Raw genomic sequence first — 22,982 nt, forward strand, 5'->3', positions numbered from 1 at the left:
CCTGCCAAACTGAGGCCATGAGTTCCGCTACCTCGACCGATGACCGTCGTTACGTTCTGTCTCTGGGTTGCCCCGACCGGACCGGCATCGTTGCCCGTATCTCGGGATTCCTCGCCGAGATCGGCGGTTGGATCGTCGAGGCCGCGTATCACGCGGACGCGGACACCGGATGGTTCTTCACCCGGCAGGCGGTGCGCGCATCGTCGATCAGTTTGAGCCTCGAGGAGATGCGTGAGAGGTTCGCGGCCGTCGCCGAGGAGTTGGGGCCCGAGACCGAATGGACACTGACCGACACCGGGGAACGCAAGCGCATCGTGCTGCTCGTCAGCAAGGAAGGTCACTGCCTACACGACATCCTCGGCCGCGTCTCGGCCGGCGAACTGCCGTGTGACGTTGCCGCGGTCATCGGCAACCACCAGGACCTCGAGCGCGTCGCCAAGCGGCACGGCGTCGACTTTCACTACGTGTCGTTCCCGAAGGACCCTGCCGAGCGAGGTCCCGCATTCGAGCAGGTCCGCAAGCTCGTCGACGCCCACGACCCGGACGCCGTGGTACTGGCCCGCTTCATGCAGGTGCTGCCCCCCGAGTTGTGCGATCACTGGGCCGGCCGTGCGATCAACATCCACCACAGCTTCCTACCGTCGTTCGTCGGTGCCCGCCCCTACCACCAGGCGTTCACCCGCGGCGTGAAGCTGATCGGCGCGACGTGCCACTACGTGACCGCCGAACTCGATGCCGGTCCGATCATCGAGCAGGACGTCATCCGCGTCGATCACAACGACCAGGTCGCGGACATGGTCCGACAGGGGCGTGACATCGAGAAGCTCGTGCTGGCCCGCGGCCTGCGATGGCATCTGGAGGATCGCGTCCAGGTCCACGGCGCCAAGACCGTCGTCTTCAGCTGACGACTGTCCGGGCAGGCTGCCCCGTCGGTTCAGGCCGTCATTTCAGGCCGCGCAGTCGCTTGACCTCGGCGTTGAAGTCGGTCACGGCCTCGACCGAGCTCATGTGCCCGATGCCAGGAAGCACGATGAGCCGCTCGAGGTTCTCGGCGTCGTCGAGCGTCTGGGCGAGCCGTCGCGCGTGGGAGGGCGGGGTGAGCCGGTCGGCGGCGCCCACCAGCACCGTCGTCGGCACCTGAAGGTTCTTCAGGCCGTCCGTGATGTCGAGGGTGCTCAGCGCCGCACCCCAGCCGCCACGGGCTCGAGGGGGGCACTGCGTGAGGATGCGCGCGCAGAATTCGACCTCGGCAGGCGTGGAGCCGGGCGCCATCGCGACGTACTTGATCGCGCGGGTGGTCACTGGGGACTCGGGCATCGGCAGCGCCGACCCGAGGATGGCGCGACCCACCGGCACCGGGACCCGCGGGAAGCGCTGCGGCAGTGGTATCACTGTGGTCTCCGCGACGAGGCTGTCGGTGCCTGTGCTGGCCAGTAGCACCGAGCTGGCATACCGCTGCACCTGCTCCGGATACTTGCGCGCCCAAGCAACAACGCTCATGCCGCCCATGCTGTGCCCGACGACGGTCGCCTTCCGCCCGTCCCGCAGCGTGGCGGCGAGAACTGCGGCGAGGTCGTCGGCGAGGAGTTCGGGGGCCAGCGGGGCGGAACCCATTCCACTGCGCCCATGTCCGCGCAGGTCGTAGGTGATGACGCGATACTTCTCGGCGAACGCATTGACCTGCGGGTTCCAGAACTCGGTCGAGCACGACCACCCGTGGCTGAGCACGATCGGATCCGCGTCGGGAGAACCGTAAACGCGAACATGCAGTTCGGCGCCGTCGGCGGAGACGACATCCACGATCTCTGGTTCGAGCCGTGGAGTTGCGAACACGTCGTCCTGGTTCGGCTTTGACGCTGGTACTCCGGATGCCGGGGCCCCGGGCACACGCTTCCGGCCTGCCAGGGCGACACCAGCCGCACGGGCGATCACACCAGCCCCACCGGCGATGCCGATCAACACCCACAGCCCCTTGCGAGACCTCTGTTCGCTCACGCAGCCTCCCCTGTTCCCCAGCCGAAACGCTTGGAGAACCCGTATGGCCTCCAGCGACAACGAATCCGCGACCAAGTACGCCCTGCCGGCCGCCGCGGCTCAGATGATGTGCGCGCGGCGCAGCAACACCTTCGACGGCCCACCGATCAGGCCGCACTCGTCGAGGAATTCGATCGTCTTGCGCGAGCCTTCACGGATCATCCGATGGTAATGCTCATTGTTCCGCACAGCCCGCTTGGCCTCCTCGACGTCGAGACCCGCGGCGGCGTAGACCTGCTCGTTCACCAGGCACGTGACGACGAGGTACGCGCTGACACCGAGAACGAGGCGCTGGTAGGCGAGCTTTCGGCGGGACAGGTCCCGCACGCGCCGCACCGTCTCCTCGCGCGCGAACTTGATGTGCCGGGCTTCCTCGACGACGTGAATCTTGCTGACAGTACGGATCATCGGTTGGACGCGCTCGTCCTTCATGAAGTCGCGTTGCATCATGTCGAGGATCTCCTCGACGAACAGCGTGCCGCCGTATGCGAGCGAACCCGACGCAGTGGCCTTGAAGATGCGTGCGTACTGCAGGATCCAGTTCTTGGGCCGGTAGGACGGAATCCCCAACCGCTGCGCGGAGCGCGCGAACATCGTCGAGTGCCGGCACTCGTCGGCGATCTCGGTGAGTGCGAACTGCACGTGCGGTGTGGATGGATCGTGCGAGTAGATGTCGCGCAGCAGCATCTGCATGAGGATCATCTCGAACCAGATGCCGGCGCCGGCGATGCTCGCGGCCTCGTGCTGGGTGAGCGTGACTCGCTGGTCCTCGGTCATCCGGTCCCACAACTCGGTGCCGTACAGGCTGCACCACTCGGGGGTCATGCCGTACAACCCCTCGGGAATCGGGGCCTCCCAGTCGATCTCGACAAGTGGGTCGTAGGACTTGCGGGCCGCCGATGCGAGGAGGCGGGTCGCGGTGTCTTGCCGGTCCCCGACTCGCAGGTGGCGGGACGCTGCAGACTCTGTGGACGCTCCGCGGCGTCCCGTCGGATCGTTTCTGAACATCGTCAACTCCTGCCCAGCCGGTTGCTCACATACAAAGCTCGCTTCTTGCAGGTCACCTGCCGAGAAAAAGGCAGGTCAAGCCTGTTTCCAGGCGTGTTTCGACGATAACACCGCCCTGATCAGCGGTGTCAAGGATTATCTGTAACCGTTCGTCACCACATGCGCTCATCGTGCCGCTGGACAGCTACCAGCGCGGTCCGCGCTGAATGTCGTCAACCCGGGGACGGACATCGACCAGATATACGCACACAGCGATGATGGCAATGAGGCCGAGTAGGTTGAGCCCGAAAAGGAAGATCACGACCAGCGACGCGACGAGGACGCCGAGCCAGATCGGCTTGGTCAGCTTGTCCACCGCCGTGAACGCGTCCTTGCGCTGACGAGCTGCGTGAAAGACCGCGAACACCGCCGCAGCGAGTGCAACCATCTGCAGCGCGAACATGATCAGACCGGTAATGCCTTGAGGATTGAACACCTCTCCATCGTACGAACCGGCGCGGACAAGCGCAGGCCCCCGCGCAAACGGGCTGCGCGGGGGCCTGCGACCGATCGGTGGTGCGGGCGATCGGTCCCGATCAGCGGGTGGCCTTCTTCGCCGGTGCCTTCTTCGCCGGTGCCTTCTTGGCGGCGGGGGCCTTCTTGGTGGCAGGCGTCTTCTTGGCCGCCGAAGCCGTGGCCGTCTTGGCCGATCCGGCCGTGGCGGTCTTGGCCGAGGCGGCCTTCGTCGCTGCCGGTGCCGCCTTCTTGGTGGCCGGCTTCGGAGCCGGAGCAGCCTTGGGAGCGGCTGCTTCGACTCGCTCGGCGGCGGCCTCCGACGTGGATTTGGCGCGCTCACCCGCCGCCTCGACCCGGCTGGCGACGGAGCCGCTGGTCTCCGTCAGACGGTTGGTGACGGTGTCGGTCGCCTCCGAGAGCACGAGGGCGGTCTCGTCGGCGACTTCGCCGATACGACCGGCGGCGCGACCGGCGAACTTCGCGGCCTGCTCACCGACGGCACGCGTCTGACGCGCGACGGTACCGAGCGCCTCCTCGGTCAGCTCGACGGCATCGTCGAACGCGGCCTCGGCACGCTCGATCTGCTCCTCGACGCCCGGCTGCTTGCGGATACGCTCGACGGCTTCCTCACCACGCTCCGCGAGTGCTACGTACAGGTCGGACGCGACCTTGAGATATGCCTCGGCAACCTTGCGGAGTTCCTCGCTGCTGAAGCGCTCCCGTAGTTCGGCGAGTTCTTCGGGCAGCTCGGAAGGCAGCGCAGCGAGACGCTCGCGAAGCTGTTCGACACCCTCGGACACCTCGGTGGGCAGGTTGGCCCAGCGCTCACGGGCCTCCTCGATGCGATCGGACACGTCGATATTGGGGTTCTCGGCGCGTGCCCGGACCTGTGTCACGACATCGGCGACGGCCTGGACGACCAGATCGCCGGTGCCGACGGCGGCGTAGAACGGTGTCCTGACGTTATCGATGAACCTTGGATCAGTCATTCTCGGATCTCCTGTCGAGTGGATCTGCGATCTCATGCTCTTCTTCGTCCGAGGCAGCCACACCTTCCTGGGCCTGACCGGCGATTTCGGACTGTTTGGAGTCGTTCTCTCGACAGAACGACTCGTAAATCTCGAGCAGCACCTGCTTCTGGCGTTCGGTGATGGCGACGTCGGTCAGCAGTGCGTCCCGGACCGGGCTTTGCGGGCGCTTCTCGAGAATCCCGGCCTGCATGTACAGAACCTCGGACGAGACCCGCAGCCCCTTGGCGATCTGCGCGAGGACGTCGGCAGACGGTTTGCGCAGGCCGCGTTCGATCTGACTCAGGTAAGGATTGCTGACGCCGGCGAGTTGGGCGAGCTGACGCAGAGACACCTGCGCGGCTTCCCGCTGCGAACGGATGAAGCTGCCGATGTCCTGAGCGGCGCTGCTGACAACTCGTGCCGCACCGCTCATGTCGGAACCGTTCATGTCGGAACCGTTCTCGTCATCGGACTCGTCGACCACCAGTACTCCCTGTTCTGTATGCGTAACTCACGCTAGAGCAGGGTGCTAACTATTGCAAGCATGTCTGTTAGCACGTGGTGGGCGCCACACCGCGGGCAGGTCAGGCGAAGAGCAGGTGCGAGATCGTGTAGATCGACAGGCCCGCAAGCGCGCCGACGACGGTGCCGTTGATTCGGATGAACTGCAGGTCCCGGCCGACTTGGAGTTCGATCTTGCGGCTCGCCTCCTCGGCGTCCCACTTCTGCACGGTCTCCGTGATGACCGCGGTGATCTCGTCCGTGTAGTTCTCGGCGATGTACCGGGTGCCTGACAGCAGCCAGCCGTCGACCTTCTCGCGCAGTCCTGCGTCGTCGCGCAGCCGTACTCCGAGATTCGAGACGTTCTCGGCGATCTTGCGGCGCAACGTACTGCGGGGATCGTCGACTGATTCAACAATGAGGCGCTTGGTCACCCGCCAGGTCGCGGCGGCGAGCCCGGTGATCTCCTCGCGACCCATGATCTCGGCCTTGATCGCCTCGGCCTTCGCGATGGTCGAAGGATCGTTCTGGAGGTCGTCCGCGAATTCGACAAGGAACCGGTTGGCGGCGAGCCTTACCTCGTGCTCGGGGTTTGAGCGAACCTTCCACGTGAACTCGACCAGTTCTCGGTAGATCTTCTCGCCCAGCATCGCGTCGACGAACTTCGGCGACCATGACGGCGAGTCGCGGCTGATGATTCGGTCGATCGTGTCCTGACTGTTCAGCGCCCACTGGTGAGCACGCTCTGCAAGTAGATCCAGCAGTGGCAACTGCCGGTTCTCGCGCAGCAGTTCGGCGAGGACCTTGCCGATCGGCGGCCCCCAGGCCGGCTCGGCGATCCGCCGGACGATCGTGTTGTCGATGATTGCGGTGATGTCGTCGTCCTGCACCACCTCGACCACGCCCCGCAACAGCGTCGACGTCTCCGCGGCCACCCGCTGCGCGTTCGCGGGTTCGGCCAGCCACTTCCCTAACCGCAGCGGGATCTGCGCGTTCTCGACCTTGACGGACACCACCTCGGGCGCGAGAAAGTTCTCGCCCACGAAGTTGCTGAGGCTCTCGCCGAGCTGATCCTTCTTCCGTTTGATGATCGCGGTATGCGGAATCTTCAGACCCAGCGGATGCCGGAACAGCGCGGTCACCGCAAACCAGTCGGCCAGCGCACCGACCATCCCGGCCTCCGACGCAGCCCGCACGTACCCGACCCACTCTCCCGCGCCGCGGCTCTCCTGCCACCGGCAGAAGAGGTAGACGACGGTCGCGAACACCAGGAACCCGGTTGCAACCGCCTTCATCTTCCTCAGTTCGCGACCCTTTTGTACGTCGTCGAAGGCACCGGCGAACGGCCCCGGTAGGTCGGACCTCTTCGACTGGGGTTTGGGCGAGCGCGCGGGCTTCGCGCGTGACGGTTCAGACTGCACTCGGTGCACATCCGACATTGTGCCGAACTCTGTGACCACGGTGCGGAGATAGACCCCACTCCCATCCGAGTGGCCCACTAAGCTGATCTTCTGGATCAACCCCGAACGAATGTGGCGAAACCCAGTGCCGAAGCAAACCGCAGATCTGCAGCAGACACCCGAAGAGACGATCGCCAAGCTCGAGAAGCCCGACGGCCGCAAGCGGCGTTGGCGCGAGCACAAGATCGCGCGCCGTGAGGAACTCGTCGATGGCACGATCGCCGCCATCCGCGCACGTGGCCGCGACATCGGGATGGATGACATCGCGTCGGAGATCGGGGTCTCGAAGACTGTCCTGTATCGGTACTTTGCCGACAAGAACGACCTGACCAGTGCGACCATGATGCGCTACGTCGAGACGATCCTGGCGCCGCGCATGTACGAAGCGATCGGCGAGGATCTCGACGAGTACGACCTCACGCGCGTCGCGATCTCGGCCTACGTCCATACAGTCGCCGCTGACCCCGAGGTGTACCTGTACGTGATGACGAACAGCTCGGGGCCCAACCGGCACGTCGTCGCCGACTCTGAGCGGATGATCGCCGAACTGCTCTCCACCGTCCTCGGCGAACGGTTGCGCGGCATGGAGATGGACTCGGGCGGCTCGGTGCCGTGGGCATACAGCGTCGTGGGCGCCGTGCAGCTCGCGACACACTGGTGGATCTCCAATCAGTCGATGTCGACCGACGACCTCATCGACTACCTCGTGATGATGACGTGGGGCGGACTCTCCGGTATCGCGGCATCCAACGGTTCGCCGGCACGGTTCAAGTCGGAGCCGCATCCGCTGTTCGGAAAGACCGCCGACACGTGACCCATCTCGAGTGGATCCATCTCGTGTAACCGCCGGTAACAAGTAGTGTGGCGGAGTGGCTGGTTATCGAGGTCCCGCCCACGTCACCGTCGCGCACCAGCACCCGGTGATTGTCGGCGTCGAACTGTCCGGAAACTTCGAACCGATCAGCGGCCGATACGTCTGGCGCGGCCGGGTTCGGGGGTTGAAGCACGCCCTGGGCAGCCCAAACGAGGTGGAATCAGGCTCAGATTTGGTCATCACCACACCGGCGGCATCCGGTGTGGCACGCGTCAGCGGTGTGGATCTTTGGGGAAACCACATGGTCGACGGCGTCACCCGTCCGCCTTTCCCAGCTATGAAGGACGTCGACGGACCGCTCTAGTGCGACCTGCGGCCCAGCGGACGGTGGTGGGCGTCAATCTCGTTCGAGAGCGATCGGACGACACCGACCTGTGGCAGAGTCGGTGCATGGCGACGCGCGACCGCACCCAACAGCACCCGCTGTGGACCACGCCCGCCGTCGAAGCGCTTCGCGCCGCACCGCATACGAAGGTGTCGGAGATCGACACGAAGGCCACGCCCGGCTTCGCCGGCAACAAGACCGACGGTGAATACATGCTCGAGGAGCGTGGTGCGGTCCTCTCAGCGCTGCAAGAGATGCTCTACGCCAACGGGCGCTCGGGCGACAAGCGTTCGGTGCTGCTGATCCTGCAGGGGATGGACACCGCAGGCAAGGGCGGCATGGTGCGGCATGTGATTGGGCAGGTCGACCCGCAGGGCGTCGATCACACCGCGTTCGGTGTGCCGACGCCGGAAGAGAAACGTCACCACTACCTGTGGCGCATCAACAAGGCGCTGCCCCGGGGCGGCCAACTCGGCGTGTTCGATCGCTCCCACTACGAGGACGTGCTGGTGGTGCGAGTGCACAACCTGGTGCCCCCGGAGGTGTGGGGTGGCCGCTACCAGGAGATCAACCAATTCGAGCGCGAACTGGTCTACAACGGGACGACCCTGGTGAAGGTCGCGATGTTCGTCTCGCTAGGCGAGCAGAAGCGACGGTTGGCCGAACGCCTCGCGCGCCGGGACAAACACTGGAAGTACAACCCGGACGATGTCACCGAGCGGGCGCTGTGGCCCCAGTACCAGGAGGCGTACCAGGCGATGCTGGACAGGACGTCCACCGACCACGCCCCCTGGTATGTGGTGCCCTGCGATCGCAAGTGGTACAGCCGACTTGCAGTGACGGAACTGATGATCGACGCCCTCTCGCGCCTCGAGTTGGACTGGCCGTCGGCCGAGTACGACATCGAAGTCGAGAAGCAACGCCTGGCGCGTTCTTGACCGGCGTCAGTCGTTCGAGGGTCAGAGCATGTGCGGTGTGCTGTGGTGCACCTTGTGGTCGTGGTGGGTCACACCGCCGAAGATTCCGGCGCCGAGCGTGAACGACGCGACCGACACCAGCCCGGCGATCAACGCCCAGCCTGCGAATCCACCAGCGACGGCGACGACGAACAGTCCCAGGGTGGCAATGCCCAGCAGGGCCAATCCATACCCAGCCCATCCGGCGAAGTCATTGACCGTCATAACTCCTCACTCCTCCGGTCGGTGATAACGCTACGCCGACCCGAGAAGGACAGGGACAGAACAGAAATACCGGACCGATATCAGAAAGTGGCGGCGTCGATCACGAAGCGGTAACGCACATCGCTTCCGATGACGCGCTCGTACGCTTCGTTGATCTTGTCCGCGGGGATCAGTTCGATCTCCGCCCCGATTCCGTGGCGGGCACAGAAGTTCAGCATCTCCTGAGTCTGGGGGATGCCGCCGACGAACGAACCGGCGAGGCTTCGACGGTTCCTGATCAGTGAGAACCCGCTCACGGTGATCGGATTCTCAGGCAACCCCAGTTCGACGAGGGTCCCGTTCATGGCGAGCATCGACAGGTAACGATCCATGTCGATCGGGGCCGAGACGGTGTTGAGGATCAGATCGAACCGCCCACGCAGTGCCCTGAAGGTTTCCTTGTCCGAAGTCGCGTAGTACTGGTCGGCGCCGAACCGTAGGCCGTCGTCCTTCTTGCTCAGTGTCTGACTCAACACGGTCACCTCGGCACCCATCGCGTGGGCGATCTTCACCCCGATGTGCCCGAGACCGCCCATGCCGGCGATTGCGATCTTCTGACCGGGGCCGGCGCCCCAGTGCGCGAGCGGTGAGTACAGCGTGATGCCCGCGCACAGCAGCGGTGCGGCGGCGTCGAGTTCGAGCCCGTCAGGGATTGACAGCACGAAGTACTCGTCAACGACGATGTGCGTCGAATATCCACCGGCCGTGCGCTTTCCGTCACGTCCGACGTTGTTGTAGGTGCCGACATAACCGTTCGGGCAGTACTGCTCCTCACCGGCCTCGCAGCTGGCGCACTTGCGGCACGAGTCGACAAAGCATCCGACACCCACTCGGTCTCCCACCGCGTGCCCGGTGACCTCGGAGCCGATCTCGGCGACCACGCCGGTGATCTCGTGGCCAGGGACGACCGGGTAGACAGTGTGGCCCCACTCGTTGCGGGCTGTGTGGATGTCGGAGTGGCAGATGCCGGCGTATTTGATCTCGATGAGCACATCGTGCGGGCCTACGGCGCGGCGTTCGATGGTGGTCTTCTCGAGGGGGCCGCCTGCGGAGTTCGCTGCGTATGCGGAGACGTCGATCATGCATACATGACTACCGGCTACCGGTAGGCCCGTGCAACGGACGTGGCATGACCCGGCACGACGTCCCCACCGCGGGCGGCGCCACGACGAACGGAAACACAGCGCGCCGGGGCCGGACCCGCAGACGGTCCGGCACCGGCACGCCGACTGATAGGCATGCCTACCCCTGCGCGGCACGCCTCCGCAATCGCCGAGCCGCGGCGACCAGGTTGCGGAGTGACGGCTCGAGCTGCCAGTAGTGTCGGGTCTTGAGCCCACCGTCCGGGTTCGCCCACAGCCGGTCGAGGTCGACCGATTCGGCGGCCTCGGTGAGCAGCTCGTCGAGTTCGTCGATGTCCGGGATCCTGGCCGAACGGCTCTCGTAGACACCGGGTCCGACGCCGTGCGTGAGCGCCTTCTCCTTGATCGCGTCGAGCACCCAGCTGATGGATCGAGTCGCGACGATCGCGGTGACGTCGGCGTCGAGTCGCTCGATCGCATCGACCACCGAACGCCTGCCCGAGTACGTCAAATGCGTGTGGATCTGCGTCTCGGGCTTGGCGCCGCCCGTCGCGAGCCGGAACGCGTCGACCGCCCAGTCCAGGTACTCCTTGTGCCCGGTTTCCCTCAGCGGCAACAGCTCCCGGATGGCGGGCTCGTCGACCTGGATGATCGCGATGCCCGCGGCCTCGAGATCTGCGACTTCGTCCCGGATCGCGAGCGCAAGCTGGTCCGCGGTCTCGTGCAGAGGCTGGTCCTGACGCACGAAGGAGCGCGCCAGCATCGTGACCGGACCGGTGAGCATCCCCTTGACGGGCTTGTCGGTCAGCGACTGTGCGTATGAGGTCCATTCGACGGTCATCGGTTTCGGCCGTCGGATGTCGCCGTACAGAACCGGCGGCCGCGTGCACCGGGAACCGTACGCCTGCACCCAGCCTTGGTGCGTGAACGCGTAGCCCTCGAGCAACTCGGCGAAGTACTGGATCATGTCGTTGCGCTCGTGCTCACCGTGTACCAGCACGTCGAGGCCGATGTCCTCTTGCAGCGCAATCGTCTTCGCGATCTCGTCCTGGATGCGCTTGTAGTACGCGTCCCAGCCGAGCCTGCCCTCGCCCAGGTCGTAGCGCGCCTGCCGGATCGCGGTGGTCTGTGGGAACGACCCGAGCGTGGTCGCCGGCACCAAGGGAAGGTTCAGTCGCGCCTGCTGCGCGACTCGACGCTGTTCGTAGGGAGCACGAACTCGGTCCCCCGGCTTGATCGCATTGACCCGAGCACGGACGTCGTGTTTCTGCTTGAAGTGCACCGACGTCGGTTTCTTGCGCCAACGGTCGGACGGGCCCTCGGTGAGTGCCTTCGCGAGCGAGACGACCTCACCCACCTTCTGCTTCGCGAATGCCAGCCGGTCCGCGACGTCGCCGGGCATGTCGTACTCGACGAGCACGTCGTACGGGACGTGCAGCAGCGAACAGGAGGTCGACACAACCAGGTCCGGGGTGACGTCCTTGATCTCGTTGAGGTAGGTCAAGGTGTTGAATCGGTCGACCCGCCACACGTTGCGGCCGTCGACGATGCCGGCATAGATCCGCTTACGCCTGATGCCCGGGACCTTCGCGAGTTCCTCCGCCGAGATGCGTCCGTTGACGAGGTCCAGGCCCAGTGCCTCGATGGGGGTTGCCGCCAGGATCGGCAGCGCCGCACCGAGATGCCCGTAGGGGCCGGTGACGAGCATGCGCGGACGCAGCGGCGCGTGCGCCAGCTTCTCGTACGCGCGGCTCAGCGCCGCCAACTCCTCCGGGGTGCGGTCCTCTGTGAAGCACGGTTCGTCGAGCTGCACGCAGGTCGCACCGGCCTTGGCCAGCTGTGCGAACAGCTTTTCGTATTCCGGAAGCAGCTGGTCGAGCAGGTCGAGCGTCGCGAAACCCTCCTGGGTGGAGCCCGGGGCGATCTTCGACAGCAGGAGCAGGGAGACCGGGCCCAGAACCACCGGACGCAGTTCGATACCACGCGACTTGGCCCGCTCGAATTCGTCGAGAACGGACTCCGAACGCAGCGCGAACGTGCTGTTCTCGGACAGCTCGGGCTGCCGGTAGTAGTAGTTGGTGCCGAAGAACCGCACGAGCTCGAGCGGCGGGAAGTCGGGTCGGCCGCGAGCCAGCGTGAAGTAGAAGTCGAGCGGGTCGAGTTCGCTCTCGAGCGTGGCGAACCGCTCCGGGACGGCTCCGAACAGCAAGGCGTTGTCGAGAACGTGGTCGTAGTACGAGAACGTGTTGCCAGGGACCTGCGTCAACCCGGTGGCTGCCAGCTCGCTCCAGGTCTGCTCTTGCAATTCCTGCGCGACGGAGACGAGTTCGGCCTTGGTCCCCTTCTCGTGCCAATAGGCCTCGAGGGCCCGCTTGAGTTCACGATGAGGCCCGATGCGCGGGTATCCGAGGACGCTGGATCCGTACCCCTCAGTGTTTGCGGCGGCCATTCGGATCGACCTTTCCCTTCAAGCGCCTCGAGCCCGCACGCCTTGTCCGCTGCCGAAAGTGCGGAGAAGGCGCACGGGCGCCGAGGAGCGGGCTTGGTGTTGCCTTGAAGTGCTGTCTAGCTAGCCTTCTTGGTTACACGGCCGTTGTCGGCGTATTCGTAGAAGCCGGCACCCGACTTCTTGCCGACGAGCCCTGCCTCGACCATCCGCAGCAGCAGGGGCGGTGCCGAGTACAGCGGTTCCTTGAACTCCTCGTACATCGAGTCGGCGATCGACTTGACGGTGTCAAGTCCCACCAGATCGGTCAGCGCGAGCGGACCCATCGGATGGGCACATCCGAGCACCATCGCCTTGTCGATGTCTTCCTTCGTGGCGAAACCGGATTCCACCATGCGGATCGCGGAGAGCAGGTACGGCACCAGAAGCGCGTTGACGACGAAACCGGAACGGTCCGCCGAACGCACGACCTGCTTGCCGAGCAGCTCGCTTGCGAACGTCTCTGCCCGCTCGGACACCGCCGGGCTGGTCTTGAGAGTGGTGACCAGCTCGACGAGCGGAAGGACGGGAACCGGGTTGAAGAAGTGCATGCCGATCACGCGCTCGGGCGCCTTGGTCGCAATGCCCAACTTCATGATCGGGATCGAGGACGTGTTCGATGCGAGCACTGCGTCCGGATCCGTCACAACCTGGTCGAGTTCGGTGAAGATCTCACTCTTGATCTTCTCGTCCTCGACGACAGCCTCCACTACGAGCTGCCGGTCGGCGAAGTCACCGAGGTCGGAGGTGAAGCGCAGCCGCCATGCCGCCTGCTCCCGCTCTCGTTCGGTGATCTTGCCGCTGCTCACTCCACGGTCGAGCGAGCGCAGGATGCGCGAGCGTCCGGCCGCCGCTAGCTCGCGGGTCTGCTCGAACACCAGCACATCGACGTGTGCACGAGCGCACACCTCGGCGATTCCCGAACCCATCATGCCGGCGCCGATCACGCCGACGCGCTGAATCTTCTCGCTGGTCACGTGAGCTCCTTTTCGGAAGTGGAGGTCGGTCCCCGGGGCGGGTCCGGTGCACTGCACCCGCCCCGCCCCCGGGGTCTGGCGGACTAGTGGAACTGGCCCTCTTCGGTGGAGCCCTTGAGGGCAGCCGTCGAGGTGTTGGGGTCGACGGTGGTGGCGATGGAGTCGAAGTAGCCGGCGCCGACCTCACGCTGGTGCTTGATGGCGGTGAAGCCACGCTCGGCAGCAGCCTTGAACTCCCGCTCCTGCAGATCGACGAAGGCCGTCATGCCCTCGCGGGCGTAGCCGTGGGCCAGGTCGAACATGCCGTAGTTGAGCGAGTGGAAGCCGGCCAGCGTGATGAACTGGAACTTGAAGCCCATCGCGCCGAGCTCCTTCTGGAACTTCGCGATGGTCGAGTCGTCGAGGTGCGCCTTCCAGTTGAAGGACGGCGAGCAGTTGTACGCCAACAGCTGGTCGGGGAACTCGCTGCGGACGGCCTCGGCGAACTGCTTGGCGACCTCGAGGTCCGGGACACCGGTCTCCATCCAGATCAGGTCGGAGTACGGCGCGTAGGCCTTGGCGCGGGCGATGCAGGGCTCGATGCCGTTCTTGACACCGAAGAAGCCCTCGGCGGTGCGGGTGCCGTCGAGGAACTCGCGGTCACGCTCGTCCACGTCGGAGGTGATGAGGGTCGCGGCCTCGGCGTCGGTACGCGCGATGACGACCGTCGGAACGTCCGCGACGTCGGCGGCGAGTCGCGCCGAGGTCAGCGTGCGGATGTGCTGCTGGGTGGGGATGAGCACCTTGCCACCGAGGTGGCCGCACTTCTTCTCCGACGCCAGCTGGTCCTCCCAGTGCGAACCGGCGACACCGGCCGCGATCATGGCCTTCTGCAGCTCGTAGACGTTGAGCGCGCCACCGAAGCCGGCCTCACCGTCGGCCACGATCGGGGCGAGCCAGTTGTCGACGCTGGTGTCGCCCTCGACCTTGGCGATCTCGTCGGCGCGGAGCAGCGCGTTGTTGATGCGGCGGACGACCTGCGGAACCGAGTTCGCCGGGTACAGCGACTGGTCCGGGTAGGTGTGGCCGGAGAGGTTCGCGTCACCAGCGACCTGCCAGCCCGAGAGGTAGATGGCCTTCAGGCCCGCGCGGACCTGCTGGACGGCCTGGTTGCCGGTGAGCGCGCCGAGCGAGTTGATGTAGTCCTCGTTGTTGACGAGATCCCAGAGGATCTCGGAGCCACGACGAGCGAGGGTGGCCTCTTCGACCACGGTGCCCTGCAACTTGACGACCTGATCGGCGGTGTAGTTGCGGGTGACGCCCTTCCAGCGGGGGTTGGTGTCCCAATCCTGCTGGATCTGCGCTGCGGTCCTCGGGGTGCCGGTGGTCGACATCGAAAGCTCCACTTCTTCTTTGCTGCTCTGACCGGTACGTGTGTACTGCTTCACATCGTTGCCAGGTCGATCGGATGTACATGCCGACAATGACACAGACGAAAACCCGCGTCTACCTGTTGCTAATGCCAATCTTCGCTAGGTTTCCATCTCGATCTGTGAATCTTGCTAATCCTCCGAAGGCCAAGCAGATGCTTGGGTTACCGATCGGTAGCAGCGAAAGTTACCTGCAAGTAGGCCTCTACCTCGGCCTTAGCACCAAACCCGGACACGACCATGGAGCGCGAAAACGGACGCCCGTTCGGCGCCGTCCGCGAGTGAGTCTCCGCCGAGGCAGCGCCTGCGTGTGGGAGCAATCACACGAATCGGACACCTGTCCGTTGAGCGGAACGATCGACAATTCCGGCGCGCAGAGTTCTGCGGGGGATCGGCAGGCGCTACGGCTGCTGTCGACCGACGATCGTCACGCGAGCGAACCCGTATCGCGCATCGAATGCGGCCGCCGAGCCCGCCAGGTCGTAGTTGCGCGAACCGAACTCCGCACTCTCGACGACCGCCGGGCCGGCGACGATCGGCGACAAACGTGTCAGCTCCCACTGGGTATGGATGAGTCCAGGCCGCCGATCGGCGTCGCCGGTGCCCGCGCCTTGGTCGGCGCGCCACGACTGACAGACGAGCCAGTCCGGCGCCAGTTGCGTCTGCGTGGACCCACACTCCGAGAGCTCTACCCGACCGGTCATCCCTTTGCCCTCGCCGTCGACCGATGAGACCGAGAACCCCATGCCCCCGACGTCGTTGACAAGACTCATGGTCGTCTGCGGCAGCGCGGGTAGAGCGAAGGGAGCCCGATCCTCGTCGCCGATGGGCATGCCCGTCAGGAAGTCCGCCGTGAAGGCGCTCTCGTCCTGCTCACCCGGAAGCAAGCAGCTGCACGACATTCCGGCCAGCAGCCGGCCGACCGGTATACCCACGGAGTCGTCGGACAGCGGCTCGACGATCCACGCCGCTAGCTCCGGTCGATCCGGGACCTCGAACGGGTCGGGTAGCAGCGCACGGGCGAAGTCCCGGCTGACATCGGCCGTGAGGATGAGCCAACGTGCGGTTACGGAGATCGCGTCCGGATCCCTGGTGTCGTCGGCATCTTCGATGCCCGCGGCCGCTACCTTTGCGCCCGCGAGCACGCGCCCCTCGGCCCGGGCCGAGGAGACGGGCATCGGCGACTGGACTCCGCCGACTGCGCGGCGCTTCGACCTGATCGACCTGAAGAACATCGTGACCTCTGACAACCCGGTCGTGTGACAGGCCGGCGAGCCTCGACGCTCACGCGCGGAAGCACGACGGCCGCCATGACGACCACTTGGACATGGACCGGCTCGCGCCCTCGCTGGAGGGCAAGCGCGAGCCGGGGACCCCACCCGCCGGCGGGAGTCGACCTCTGTTCGCTCGGGGCGCGCGAGCCCCCGCCCCACACCCCAAACTGGCTTGCAATCAACTCTTTACAAAATCGAGCATCGTCTGTTGCCCACCTTTTGCCACCGTTATCGAGATGTCAAGACTTGTTGGAAAAACGTCACCTTCGCCTCAGTCGCCCCATCCCGTCTCACTCGTCCCACACGCGAGGGCGCGCCCCGCCCCAAACACGCTGCTAATCCAATTCTTTGCACAGTTAGCAGCACGCTCGTACCCTTGCGTCATGTCCAGGACCTTCGTCGGCGCACGTCTTCGACAGCTCCGCACCGAACGCGGACTCAGCCAAGCCGCCCTGGCGAAGACCCTGGAGATCTCCGCCAGCTACCTCAATCAGATCGAGCACGACGTGCGCCCGCTCACGGTCCCGGTGCTGCTGCGGATCAGTGAAGTGTTCGGGGTCGACACGACGTTCTTCTCCAACCAGGACGACACTCGGCTGATCGCCGAACTGCGCGAGGTGGCACTCGACGAAGACATGGGTATCGACGCCGACGCGCAGGAGATCGCGGACATGGTGTCGTCGCATCCGAGCCTGGCGAAGGCCATGGTCAACATGCACCGTCGCTACCGCAACACCACCGCGCAGTTGGCAGCTGCGACCGAGGACCGGTTCAACGACGGCAGCGGCAGCGGCTCGATAACGATGCCGCACGAGGAAGTGCGCGACTACTTCTACCAGCGGCAGAACTACATCCACGATCTCGACACCGCCGCCGAGGAACTCACCGCGCGGCTGCGCTTCCACCGCGGTGACATCGCCGAGGGCATCATGCGACGGCTGGAGAATCTGCACGATGTGCAGATCGTGCGCCGCATCGACCTGGGCGAGAACGTACTGCACCGCTACGACCCCGAGACTCGCGTGCTCGAGATCTCGCCCGCGCTGTCGGGTGGGCAGCAGGTCTTCAAGTTCGCTACGGAACTCGCGTACCTCGAGTGCGACCACCTGCTGCGGCAGCTGGTCGACGAGGGCAACTTCACTTCCGACGAGGCCCGATCCCTAGCAATGCTGGGCCTGGCCAACTACTTCGCGGCCGCGACGGTGCTGCCGTACGGACAGTTCCACGAGAAGGCGGAGGACTTCCGTTACGACATCGAGCGGCTGTCGGCGTTCTACTCGATCAGCTACGAGACCATCTGCCACCGCCTGTCGACGTTGCAGCGCCCCCGGCAACGCGGGGTGCCGTGGTCGTTCGTGCGGGTCGATCGCGCGGGGAACATGTCGAAACGGCAGTCCGCCACCGGTTTCCACTTCTCGTCCAGCGGTGGCACGTGTCCGTTGTGGAACGTTTACGAGACGTTCGCCTACCCGGGAAAGCTCATGACGCAGATAGCGCAGATGCCGGACGGGCGCAACTACCTGTGGGTCGCCCGTACCGTTGAGCGCCGCGCGCAGCGCTACGGCCAGCCGGGCAAGACGTTCGCGATCGGCCTCGGCTGCGAATTGCGGCACGCGCCGCGCGTCGTCTATGCCGACGGACTCGATCTCGGTGGTGGCGCAGCGACCCCGATCGGCGCGGGCTGCCGCGTGTGCGAGCGGATGAACTGCCCGCAGCGCGCGTTCCCGCCTCTCGGCAAGGAACTCGACATCAACGAGCACCGCAGCTCGGTGTCGCCGTACATGATCCGCTGATCCGCCGACACCCCTCCCTATCGTCCGGCCCCTTCGTCTGACCTCCTCCGTCGAGACGGCGTGAGCTCCTGTTCACATGTGCGAAATATCCGACACGAACTCGTGATCCACAGACATTCCAGCGCAACAACTTCCGCCTACTGTCTCCCATCACGGATACAGCGTCGTATACGTACTTCTCCGCAGCTCAGCGTCACTCCACTCGACGGAAAGGCCCGTCCATGCCCTCCTTCTCGAAGCGTGCTCTCACCGCGCCGGCCGCCCTAGCGGCGCTCGGCCTGGTCCTCACCGCCTGCGGCAGCAAGGTGTCGGACACGTCAGCGTCCGCCGGCACCCCCGCAAGCTCCTGTGTCGACACATCCGGCGACACCATCAAGGTCGGCTCCCTCAACTCGCTCTCCGGCACGATGGCGATCAGCGAGGTCACCGTCCGCGACTCGATCGCACTCGCGGTCGAGGAGATCAACAACGCGGGCGGCGTTCTCGGCAAGCAGATCGAGATCGTCGCCGAGGATGGCGCATCCGAGCCGACGGTGTTCGCGGAGAAGGCCGAAAAGCTCATCAGTAGCGACTGTGTCGCAGCGGTCTTCGGTGGCTGGACGTCATCGAGCCGCAAGGCGATGCTCCCGGTGTTCGAGGACTCGGGCGCCCTGCTCTACTACCCGGTGCAGTACGAGGGTCTCGAGGATTCGCCCAACATCTTCTACACGGGCGCGACGACGAACCAGCAGATCGTGCCGGCCCTGGATTACCTGAAGGAGAAGGGCGTCAAGTCGCTGTATCTGGTGGGCAGCGACTACGTCTTCCCGCAGACCGCGAACCGCATCATCAAGGCGTACGCGGAGGCCAACGGAATCGAGATCAAGGGAGAGGACTACACCCCCCTCGGCTCCACGGACTTCTCTACGATCGTCAACAAGGTCCGCACCGCCGACGCCGACGCGGTGTTCAATACGCTCAACGGCGACTCCAACGTCGCGTTCTTCCGCGAGTACTCGAATGTCGGACTGACAGCCGCCGACATGCCGGTGATCTCGGTGTCGATCGCCGAAGAAGAAGTGGGCGGAATCGGCGCCCAGAACATCGCCGGCCAGCTCACTGCGTGGAACTACTACCAGAGCGTCGACAGCCCCGAGAACAAGACGTTCGTCGACGCCTACAAGGCCAAGTACGGCGCGGACAAGCCGACGTCGGACCCGATGGAAGCGGCCTACACGTCGGTGTACTTGTGGAAGAACACTGTGGAGAAGGCTGATTCCTTCGCGGTGGCCGATATCCAGGCTGCGGCAGACGGCGTCAGCTTCCAGGCGCCGGAGGGTCTGGTCACCATCGACGGCGCCAACCACCACATCGCCAAGACCGCACGAATCGGCGAGATCCGCGAAGACGGCCTGATCTACACGGTGTGGGAGTCCGACGGCCCGATTCAGCCGGACCCCTACCTCGAGAGCTACGACTGGGCGGCCGGCCTTTCGGGCTCCGGTAGCTAGAGCTCGCTCCCAAACGACGACGAAGAAGGGCGGGCACCGATGGATGTCGTTATCGGGCAGCTGTTCACCGGCCTGAGTATCGGGTCGATCCTGTTGTTGGCGGCGCTTGGTCTGTCGCTGACGTTCGGGCAGATGGGCGTGATCAACATGGCTCATGGCGAGTTCATCATGGTCGGCTCGTACACCGCCTATGTGGTGCAGCAGGTGGTGTCGAGCGCCGGTGCTTCACTGGTGATCTCGCTACTGGTCGGCTTCGTGGTAGGTGGCCTGATGGGCGCCTTGCTCGAGGTCACGCTGATCCGCCGGATGTACCACCGGCCGCTCGACACCCTGCTGGTGACGTTCGGTGTCGGACTGGTGCTACAGCAGCTGGCCCGCGACATCTTCGGTGCCCCCGCCGTCAACGTCGACACTCCATCCTGGTTGACCGGCGGCGTCGAGATCCTCGGCGCCGTCGTACCGAAGACTCGTGTCTTCATCCTGGTTCTCGCGATCGTCGCCGTTGCGACACTGTCCTTCGCGCTCGCGAGGACGTCGATGGGTCGCCGCATCCGAGCCGTGGTGCAGAACCGCGACCTGGCGGAGACCAGCGGAATCTCCTCCCGCCGAACCGATGTGACGACATTCTTCATCGGTTCCGGCCTGGCCGGCGTGGCGGGCGTGGCGCTGACGCTCATCGGGTCCACGAGCCCGACGATCGGACAGTCCTATCTGATCGACGCGTTCCTGGTAGTCGTCATCGGTGGCCTGGGTCGGCTCTCCGGTGCCGTGGTCGCGGCCTTCTCGCTCGGCATCCTCAATTCGTTCATCGAGTACTCGACCACCGCGTCGATCGCGAAGGTGATCGTGTTCGTGCTCATCGTCATCTTCCTGCAGGTGCGCCCGCAGGGGCTGTTCGTGGCCAAGACTAGGAGCCTCGTATGACCATAATCAGTCGTTACCGAGCGTGGCTGGGCTTCGCCGTCGCCGCGGTCGTGCTGTTCGGGGTCGCTCCGGCGGTGCTGTCGGACTTCCGACTCAACCTGCTGGCCAAGTTCTTGTGCTTCGCGATCGTCGCGGTCGGCATCGGACTCGCCTGGGGCCGTGGCGGAATGCTCACCCTGGGCCAGGGCGTATTCTTCGGACTCGGCGCCTATCTCATGGCGATGCACCTCAAGGTGGCCGATGCTCAGTTGCGCGGGGACACCGTGCCGGACTTCATGCAGATCGCCGGCGTCCGGGAGCTACCGGGCTACTGGACTCCATTCGCGGACCCGGTGACGACCATCGTCGCGATTCTGGTCGTACCCCCGCTCGTCGCGTTCGTGCTGGGCCTCGGCGTGTTCAAGCGGCGGGTCAAGGGCGCATACTTTGCGATCCTGTCGCAGGCGCTGGCCGCGGCGTTCGCGATCCTGCTCATCGGGCAGCAGTCGATCGGTGGATCCAACGGGCTCAACCGGTTCCGCACGTTCTTCGGGTTCGACCTGTCCGATCCGGCGAACAAGCAGATGCTGTTCTTCATAGCGGCAGGGGTGCTGCTCCTGGTGGTTGCGGCCACCCGGCAGTTGATGAACTCCCGGTACGGTGAACTGCTCGTCGCAGTACGGGACCAGGAGGAGCGGGTTCGGTTCCTCGGCTACGACCCCGCCAACGTGAAGGTCGTCGCCTACGCGGTCGCCGCGTTCTTCGCCGGCATCGCAGGCGCGCTGTTCGTGCCGATCGTAGGGATCATCTCCCCTGCCGACGTCGGCATCGTCCCCTCGATCGCATTCCTCGTCGGCGTCGCGATCGGCGGTCGCACGACGCTGCTCGGCCCCGTGCTCGGCGCGATCGGCGTCGCGTGGGCGCAGACGACGCTCTCGGAGAACTTCCCGTCGGCGTGGACGTACGCACAGGGTCTGCTGTTCATCGTCGTCATCGGCTTCTTCCCGTTGGGAATCGCCGGTCTCGGCAAACTGCTGCGTCCCCGTGCCGTCGCCACCCCGCCTGATCCCGAACCGGAACCAATCCGCGAAAAGGAGTTGGCGCGATGAACCCAACCCGCACCCAACCGAGTTTCGGCGGCAACGCCGGCATGTCGAGCCAGTACCTCGAGGTCCGCAACCTGCGGGTCACGTTCGACGGCTTCACCGCCGTCGACGGCGTGGACCTCACACTGTTCCAGGGCGATCTTCGATTCCTCATCGGCCCCAACGGCGCCGGCAAGACCACGCTGGTCGACGCCGTCACCGGGCTTGTGCCGGCGACCGGGTCGGTGACGAAGTCGGGTGTGGAACTGCTCGGGCAGAAGGTCCACAAGATCGCCCGGACAGGCGTGGGCCGTACCTTCCAGACGGCGTCGGTGTTCGAAGAGTTGACCGTGCTGCAGAACCTCGACATCGCGGCGGGCGCCGGACGCTCCGCGCTGACGATGCTGCGCCGCCGAAAGACCGTCCTGCCGCACATCGAGGAAGCGCTCGAGACGATCGGGCTGTCGAATCTGCGGGACCGGCCCGCCGGCATCCTCGCCCACGGTCAGAAGCAGTGGCTCGAGATCGGCATGCTGCTGGTGCAGGACGCCGACGTGCTGCTACTCGACGAACCGGTGGCCGGTATGAGCCACGACGAACGCGAACAGACCGGGAACCTGCTGCGCCGCATCGGTGCCGAGCGCACCGTCGTGGTGGTCGAGCACGACATGGACTTCATGCGGGCCTTCGCGACCTCGGTGACGGTGCTCGCGCGCGGCAAGGTCATCGCCGACGGCAGCGTCGAACAGATCCAGGCCGATCCGATGGTCCAGCAGGTGTATCTGGGTACCGCCGCTGCCGTCGACGCATCCGAGGAGCACTGAACATGCTGGAACTCGTCGACATCCACACCGGGTACGGGCGCACCGAGGTCGTCCACGGCGCCTCGGTTACCGTCCCCGCCGACGGTGTCGCTGCGGTCATGGGACACAACGGCGCCGGCAAGACCACACTGCTGCGCGCCGCTGTCGGCCTCGCCAAGACCACGACGGGGAAGGTCCTCCTCGACGGCGAGGACATCACCCGGCTGCGTCCCAGTGCCCGCGTATCTCGTGGTCTCGCGTACGTCCCACAGGGGCAACAGTCGTTCGGCCAGCTCACGTGCCTCGAGAACATGCAGGTTGTCGCCGACGGCCGCAAACGCGGCAAGGCACTGATCGACGAGCAGCTCGCGCTCTTCCCGGCGCTCGAGTCTTTGCTCGACCGTCGCGCCGGTCTGCTGTCCGGCGGCCAGCGCCAGCAGCTCGCTATCGCACGGGCTCTGATCACAGAGCCGCGTGTGCTCGTCCTCGACGAACCGACCGAAGGTATCCAACCGTCGGTCGTCGCCGAGATCGAGGCCGCGATCGTCGGCCTGACCCGCCGCGGCAATCTCGGTGTCCTGCTGGTCGAGCAGCACATCGGATTTGCGCTCGACTCCGCCGAGCGCTACTACGTCCTCGAGTCCGGCCGGATTACCTCCTCCGGCTCGGGCGGCGCCGGCGCCGAGTCCGTCGTGCGTGCCGCCCTGGCCATCTGACCGGACGTCCAGCACTGCCCCCACCGAAGGAGCCCCTC

Annotated in this window: 22 protein-coding genes; 10 read left to right on the forward strand and 12 right to left on the reverse strand. The window is 65.4% G+C overall.

Annotation, left to right across the window (positions count from 1 at the left end):
* Positions 1 to 17: 17 nt before the first annotated feature.
* A complete protein-coding gene (gene purU / locus EGT50_RS13115; protein WP_127955092.1) occupies positions 18 to 905 on the forward strand; it encodes a formyltetrahydrofolate deformylase in 888 nt (295 codons plus the stop codon).
* A 37-nt stretch (positions 906 to 942) separates the two neighbouring features.
* Here purU and EGT50_RS13120 read toward each other — a convergent pair whose 3' ends face one another.
* From EGT50_RS13120 to EGT50_RS13145, 6 genes are all read right to left on the reverse strand, one after another.
* Positions 943 to 1,995 (reverse strand): alpha/beta fold hydrolase, encoded by a 1,053-nt coding sequence (locus EGT50_RS13120; RefSeq protein ID WP_127955093.1) that lies wholly within the window; start codon positions 1,993 to 1,995, stop codon positions 943 to 945.
* A gap of 99 nt (positions 1,996 to 2,094) precedes the next feature.
* Positions 2,095 to 3,042 carry an AurF N-oxygenase family protein gene (locus tag EGT50_RS13125; protein WP_127955094.1) on the reverse strand — a complete coding sequence of 316 codons (948 nt, stop codon included), beginning with the start codon at positions 3,040 to 3,042 and terminating at the stop codon, positions 2,095 to 2,097.
* Between the two features lie 184 nt (positions 3,043 to 3,226).
* Entirely contained in the window at positions 3,227 to 3,517 is a 291-nt protein-coding gene (locus tag EGT50_RS13130; protein WP_268960688.1) for a DUF2516 family protein, read from the reverse strand.
* Between the two features lie 100 nt (positions 3,518 to 3,617).
* Positions 3,618 to 4,526, reverse strand: a complete 909-nt coding sequence (locus EGT50_RS13135) for a heparin-binding hemagglutinin (protein WP_127955095.1) — start codon at positions 4,524 to 4,526, stop codon at positions 3,618 to 3,620.
* The gene (locus tag EGT50_RS13140) at positions 4,519 to 4,995 is read right to left on the reverse strand and encodes a helix-turn-helix domain-containing protein (protein WP_127955305.1); all 477 of its coding nucleotides are present in this window, start codon (positions 4,993 to 4,995) and stop codon (positions 4,519 to 4,521) included. Before EGT50_RS13140 ends, EGT50_RS13135 begins: the two co-directional genes overlap by 8 nt.
* Positions 4,996 to 5,131: 136 nt before the next feature.
* Complete coding sequence (locus EGT50_RS13145; protein WP_235870743.1) at positions 5,132 to 6,343, reverse strand: DUF445 domain-containing protein; 1,212 nt, start codon at positions 6,341 to 6,343, stop codon at positions 5,132 to 5,134.
* Positions 6,344 to 6,578: 235 nt separating this feature from the next.
* Here EGT50_RS13145 and EGT50_RS13150 point away from each other — a divergent pair, with 235 nt between their 5' ends.
* The 3 genes from EGT50_RS13150 (at position 6,579) to EGT50_RS13160 (ending at position 8,645) form a co-directional block, all read left to right on the forward strand.
* A complete protein-coding gene (locus EGT50_RS13150; RefSeq protein WP_127955097.1) occupies positions 6,579 to 7,322 on the forward strand; it encodes a TetR/AcrR family transcriptional regulator in 744 nt (247 codons plus the stop codon).
* A 55-nt stretch (positions 7,323 to 7,377) separates the two neighbouring features.
* The gene (locus tag EGT50_RS13155; protein ID WP_127955098.1) at positions 7,378 to 7,686 is read left to right on the forward strand and encodes a DUF4873 domain-containing protein; all 309 of its coding nucleotides are present in this window, start codon (positions 7,378 to 7,380) and stop codon (positions 7,684 to 7,686) included.
* Between the two features lie 86 nt (positions 7,687 to 7,772).
* Positions 7,773 to 8,645, forward strand: coding sequence for a PPK2 family polyphosphate kinase (locus EGT50_RS13160; RefSeq protein ID WP_127955099.1), 873 nt, complete (start codon positions 7,773 to 7,775; stop codon positions 8,643 to 8,645).
* Between the two features lie 21 nt (positions 8,646 to 8,666).
* Here EGT50_RS13160 and EGT50_RS13165 read toward each other — a convergent pair whose 3' ends face one another.
* From EGT50_RS13165 to EGT50_RS13190, 6 genes are all read right to left on the reverse strand, one after another.
* Positions 8,667 to 8,888, reverse strand: a complete 222-nt coding sequence (locus EGT50_RS13165) for a hypothetical protein (protein ID WP_127955100.1) — start codon at positions 8,886 to 8,888, stop codon at positions 8,667 to 8,669.
* A gap of 80 nt (positions 8,889 to 8,968) precedes the next feature.
* Positions 8,969 to 10,009: an NAD(P)-dependent alcohol dehydrogenase gene (locus EGT50_RS13170; RefSeq protein WP_127955101.1), complete on the reverse strand. Its 1,041-nt coding sequence runs from the start codon at positions 10,007 to 10,009 to the stop codon at positions 8,969 to 8,971.
* A 160-nt stretch (positions 10,010 to 10,169) separates the two neighbouring features.
* Positions 10,170 to 12,458, reverse strand: coding sequence for a 5-methyltetrahydropteroyltriglutamate--homocysteine S-methyltransferase (metE, locus tag EGT50_RS13175; protein WP_127955102.1), 2,289 nt, complete (start codon positions 12,456 to 12,458; stop codon positions 10,170 to 10,172).
* Positions 12,459 to 12,574: 116 nt separating this feature from the next.
* Entirely contained in the window at positions 12,575 to 13,471 is an 897-nt protein-coding gene (locus EGT50_RS13180) for a 3-hydroxybutyryl-CoA dehydrogenase (RefSeq protein WP_127955103.1), read from the reverse strand.
* Positions 13,472 to 13,554: 83 nt separating this feature from the next.
* Entirely contained in the window at positions 13,555 to 14,844 is a 1,290-nt protein-coding gene (aceA, locus tag EGT50_RS13185) for an isocitrate lyase (RefSeq protein ID WP_127955104.1), read from the reverse strand.
* Between the two features lie 437 nt (positions 14,845 to 15,281).
* Complete coding sequence (locus EGT50_RS13190) at positions 15,282 to 16,058, reverse strand: hypothetical protein (protein WP_127955105.1); 777 nt, start codon at positions 16,056 to 16,058, stop codon at positions 15,282 to 15,284.
* A gap of 479 nt (positions 16,059 to 16,537) precedes the next feature.
* Here EGT50_RS13190 and ramB point away from each other — a divergent pair, with 479 nt between their 5' ends.
* The 6 genes from ramB (at position 16,538) to urtE (ending at position 22,944) form a co-directional block, all read left to right on the forward strand.
* The gene (gene ramB / locus EGT50_RS13195; RefSeq protein WP_127955106.1) at positions 16,538 to 17,947 is read left to right on the forward strand and encodes an acetate metabolism transcriptional regulator RamB; all 1,410 of its coding nucleotides are present in this window, start codon (positions 16,538 to 16,540) and stop codon (positions 17,945 to 17,947) included.
* 221 nt (positions 17,948 to 18,168) lie between these two features.
* Complete coding sequence (urtA, locus tag EGT50_RS13200) at positions 18,169 to 19,437, forward strand: urea ABC transporter substrate-binding protein (protein ID WP_127955107.1); 1,269 nt, start codon at positions 18,169 to 18,171, stop codon at positions 19,435 to 19,437.
* 39 nt (positions 19,438 to 19,476) lie between these two features.
* On the forward strand, positions 19,477 to 20,361 hold the full coding sequence (urtB, locus tag EGT50_RS13205) for an urea ABC transporter permease subunit UrtB (protein ID WP_127955108.1): 885 nt from the start codon (positions 19,477 to 19,479) through the stop codon (positions 20,359 to 20,361).
* The gene (gene urtC / locus EGT50_RS13210) at positions 20,358 to 21,449 is read left to right on the forward strand and encodes an urea ABC transporter permease subunit UrtC (protein ID WP_127955109.1); all 1,092 of its coding nucleotides are present in this window, start codon (positions 20,358 to 20,360) and stop codon (positions 21,447 to 21,449) included. The genes urtB and urtC overlap by 4 nt, the downstream gene beginning before the upstream one ends.
* Entirely contained in the window at positions 21,446 to 22,249 is an 804-nt protein-coding gene (urtD, locus tag EGT50_RS13215; protein ID WP_127955110.1) for an urea ABC transporter ATP-binding protein UrtD, read from the forward strand. Before urtC ends, urtD begins: the two co-directional genes overlap by 4 nt.
* A gap of 2 nt (positions 22,250 to 22,251) precedes the next feature.
* Positions 22,252 to 22,944 (forward strand): urea ABC transporter ATP-binding subunit UrtE, encoded by a 693-nt coding sequence (gene urtE, locus EGT50_RS13220; RefSeq protein ID WP_127955111.1) that lies wholly within the window; start codon positions 22,252 to 22,254, stop codon positions 22,942 to 22,944.
* The last annotated feature ends 38 nt before the right edge of the window (positions 22,945 to 22,982 follow it).

This window comes from Rhodococcus xishaensis, assembly GCF_004011825.1.
Lineage (GTDB): Bacteria > Actinomycetota > Actinomycetes > Mycobacteriales > Mycobacteriaceae > Prescottella > Prescottella xishaensis.

Coding starts and splice junctions, on each gene's coding strand:
- purU (WP_127955092.1), top strand. CDS start 18: ATGAGTTCCGCTACCTCGACCGATGACCGTCGTTACGTTCTGTCTCTG.
- EGT50_RS13125 (WP_127955094.1), bottom strand. CDS start 3,042: ATGTTCAGAAACGATCCGACGGGACGCCGCGGAGCGTCCACAGAGTCT.
- EGT50_RS13135 (WP_127955095.1), bottom strand. CDS start 4,526: ATGACTGATCCAAGGTTCATCGATAACGTCAGGACACCGTTCTACGCC.
- EGT50_RS13140 (WP_127955305.1), bottom strand. CDS start 4,995: ATGAACGGTTCCGACATGAGCGGTGCGGCACGAGTTGTCAGCAGCGCC.
- EGT50_RS13145 (WP_235870743.1), bottom strand. CDS start 6,343: ATGAAGGCGGTTGCAACCGGGTTCCTGGTGTTCGCGACCGTCGTCTAC.
- EGT50_RS13150 (WP_127955097.1), top strand. CDS start 6,579: ATGTGGCGAAACCCAGTGCCGAAGCAAACCGCAGATCTGCAGCAGACA.
- EGT50_RS13160 (WP_127955099.1), top strand. CDS start 7,773: ATGGCGACGCGCGACCGCACCCAACAGCACCCGCTGTGGACCACGCCC.
- EGT50_RS13165 (WP_127955100.1), bottom strand. CDS start 8,888: ATGACGGTCAATGACTTCGCCGGATGGGCTGGGTATGGATTGGCCCTG.
- EGT50_RS13170 (WP_127955101.1), bottom strand. CDS start 10,009: ATGATCGACGTCTCCGCATACGCAGCGAACTCCGCAGGCGGCCCCCTC.
- metE (WP_127955102.1), bottom strand. CDS start 12,458: ATGGCCGCCGCAAACACTGAGGGGTACGGATCCAGCGTCCTCGGATAC.
- aceA (WP_127955104.1), bottom strand. CDS start 14,844: ATGTCGACCACCGGCACCCCGAGGACCGCAGCGCAGATCCAGCAGGAT.
- EGT50_RS13190 (WP_127955105.1), bottom strand. CDS start 16,058: ATGCCCGTCTCCTCGGCCCGGGCCGAGGGGCGCGTGCTCGCGGGCGCA.
- ramB (WP_127955106.1), top strand. CDS start 16,538: ATGTCCAGGACCTTCGTCGGCGCACGTCTTCGACAGCTCCGCACCGAA.
- urtA (WP_127955107.1), top strand. CDS start 18,169: ATGCCCTCCTTCTCGAAGCGTGCTCTCACCGCGCCGGCCGCCCTAGCG.
- urtB (WP_127955108.1), top strand. CDS start 19,477: ATGGATGTCGTTATCGGGCAGCTGTTCACCGGCCTGAGTATCGGGTCG.
- urtC (WP_127955109.1), top strand. CDS start 20,358: ATGACCATAATCAGTCGTTACCGAGCGTGGCTGGGCTTCGCCGTCGCC.
- urtD (WP_127955110.1), top strand. CDS start 21,446: ATGAACCCAACCCGCACCCAACCGAGTTTCGGCGGCAACGCCGGCATG.
- urtE (WP_127955111.1), top strand. CDS start 22,252: ATGCTGGAACTCGTCGACATCCACACCGGGTACGGGCGCACCGAGGTC.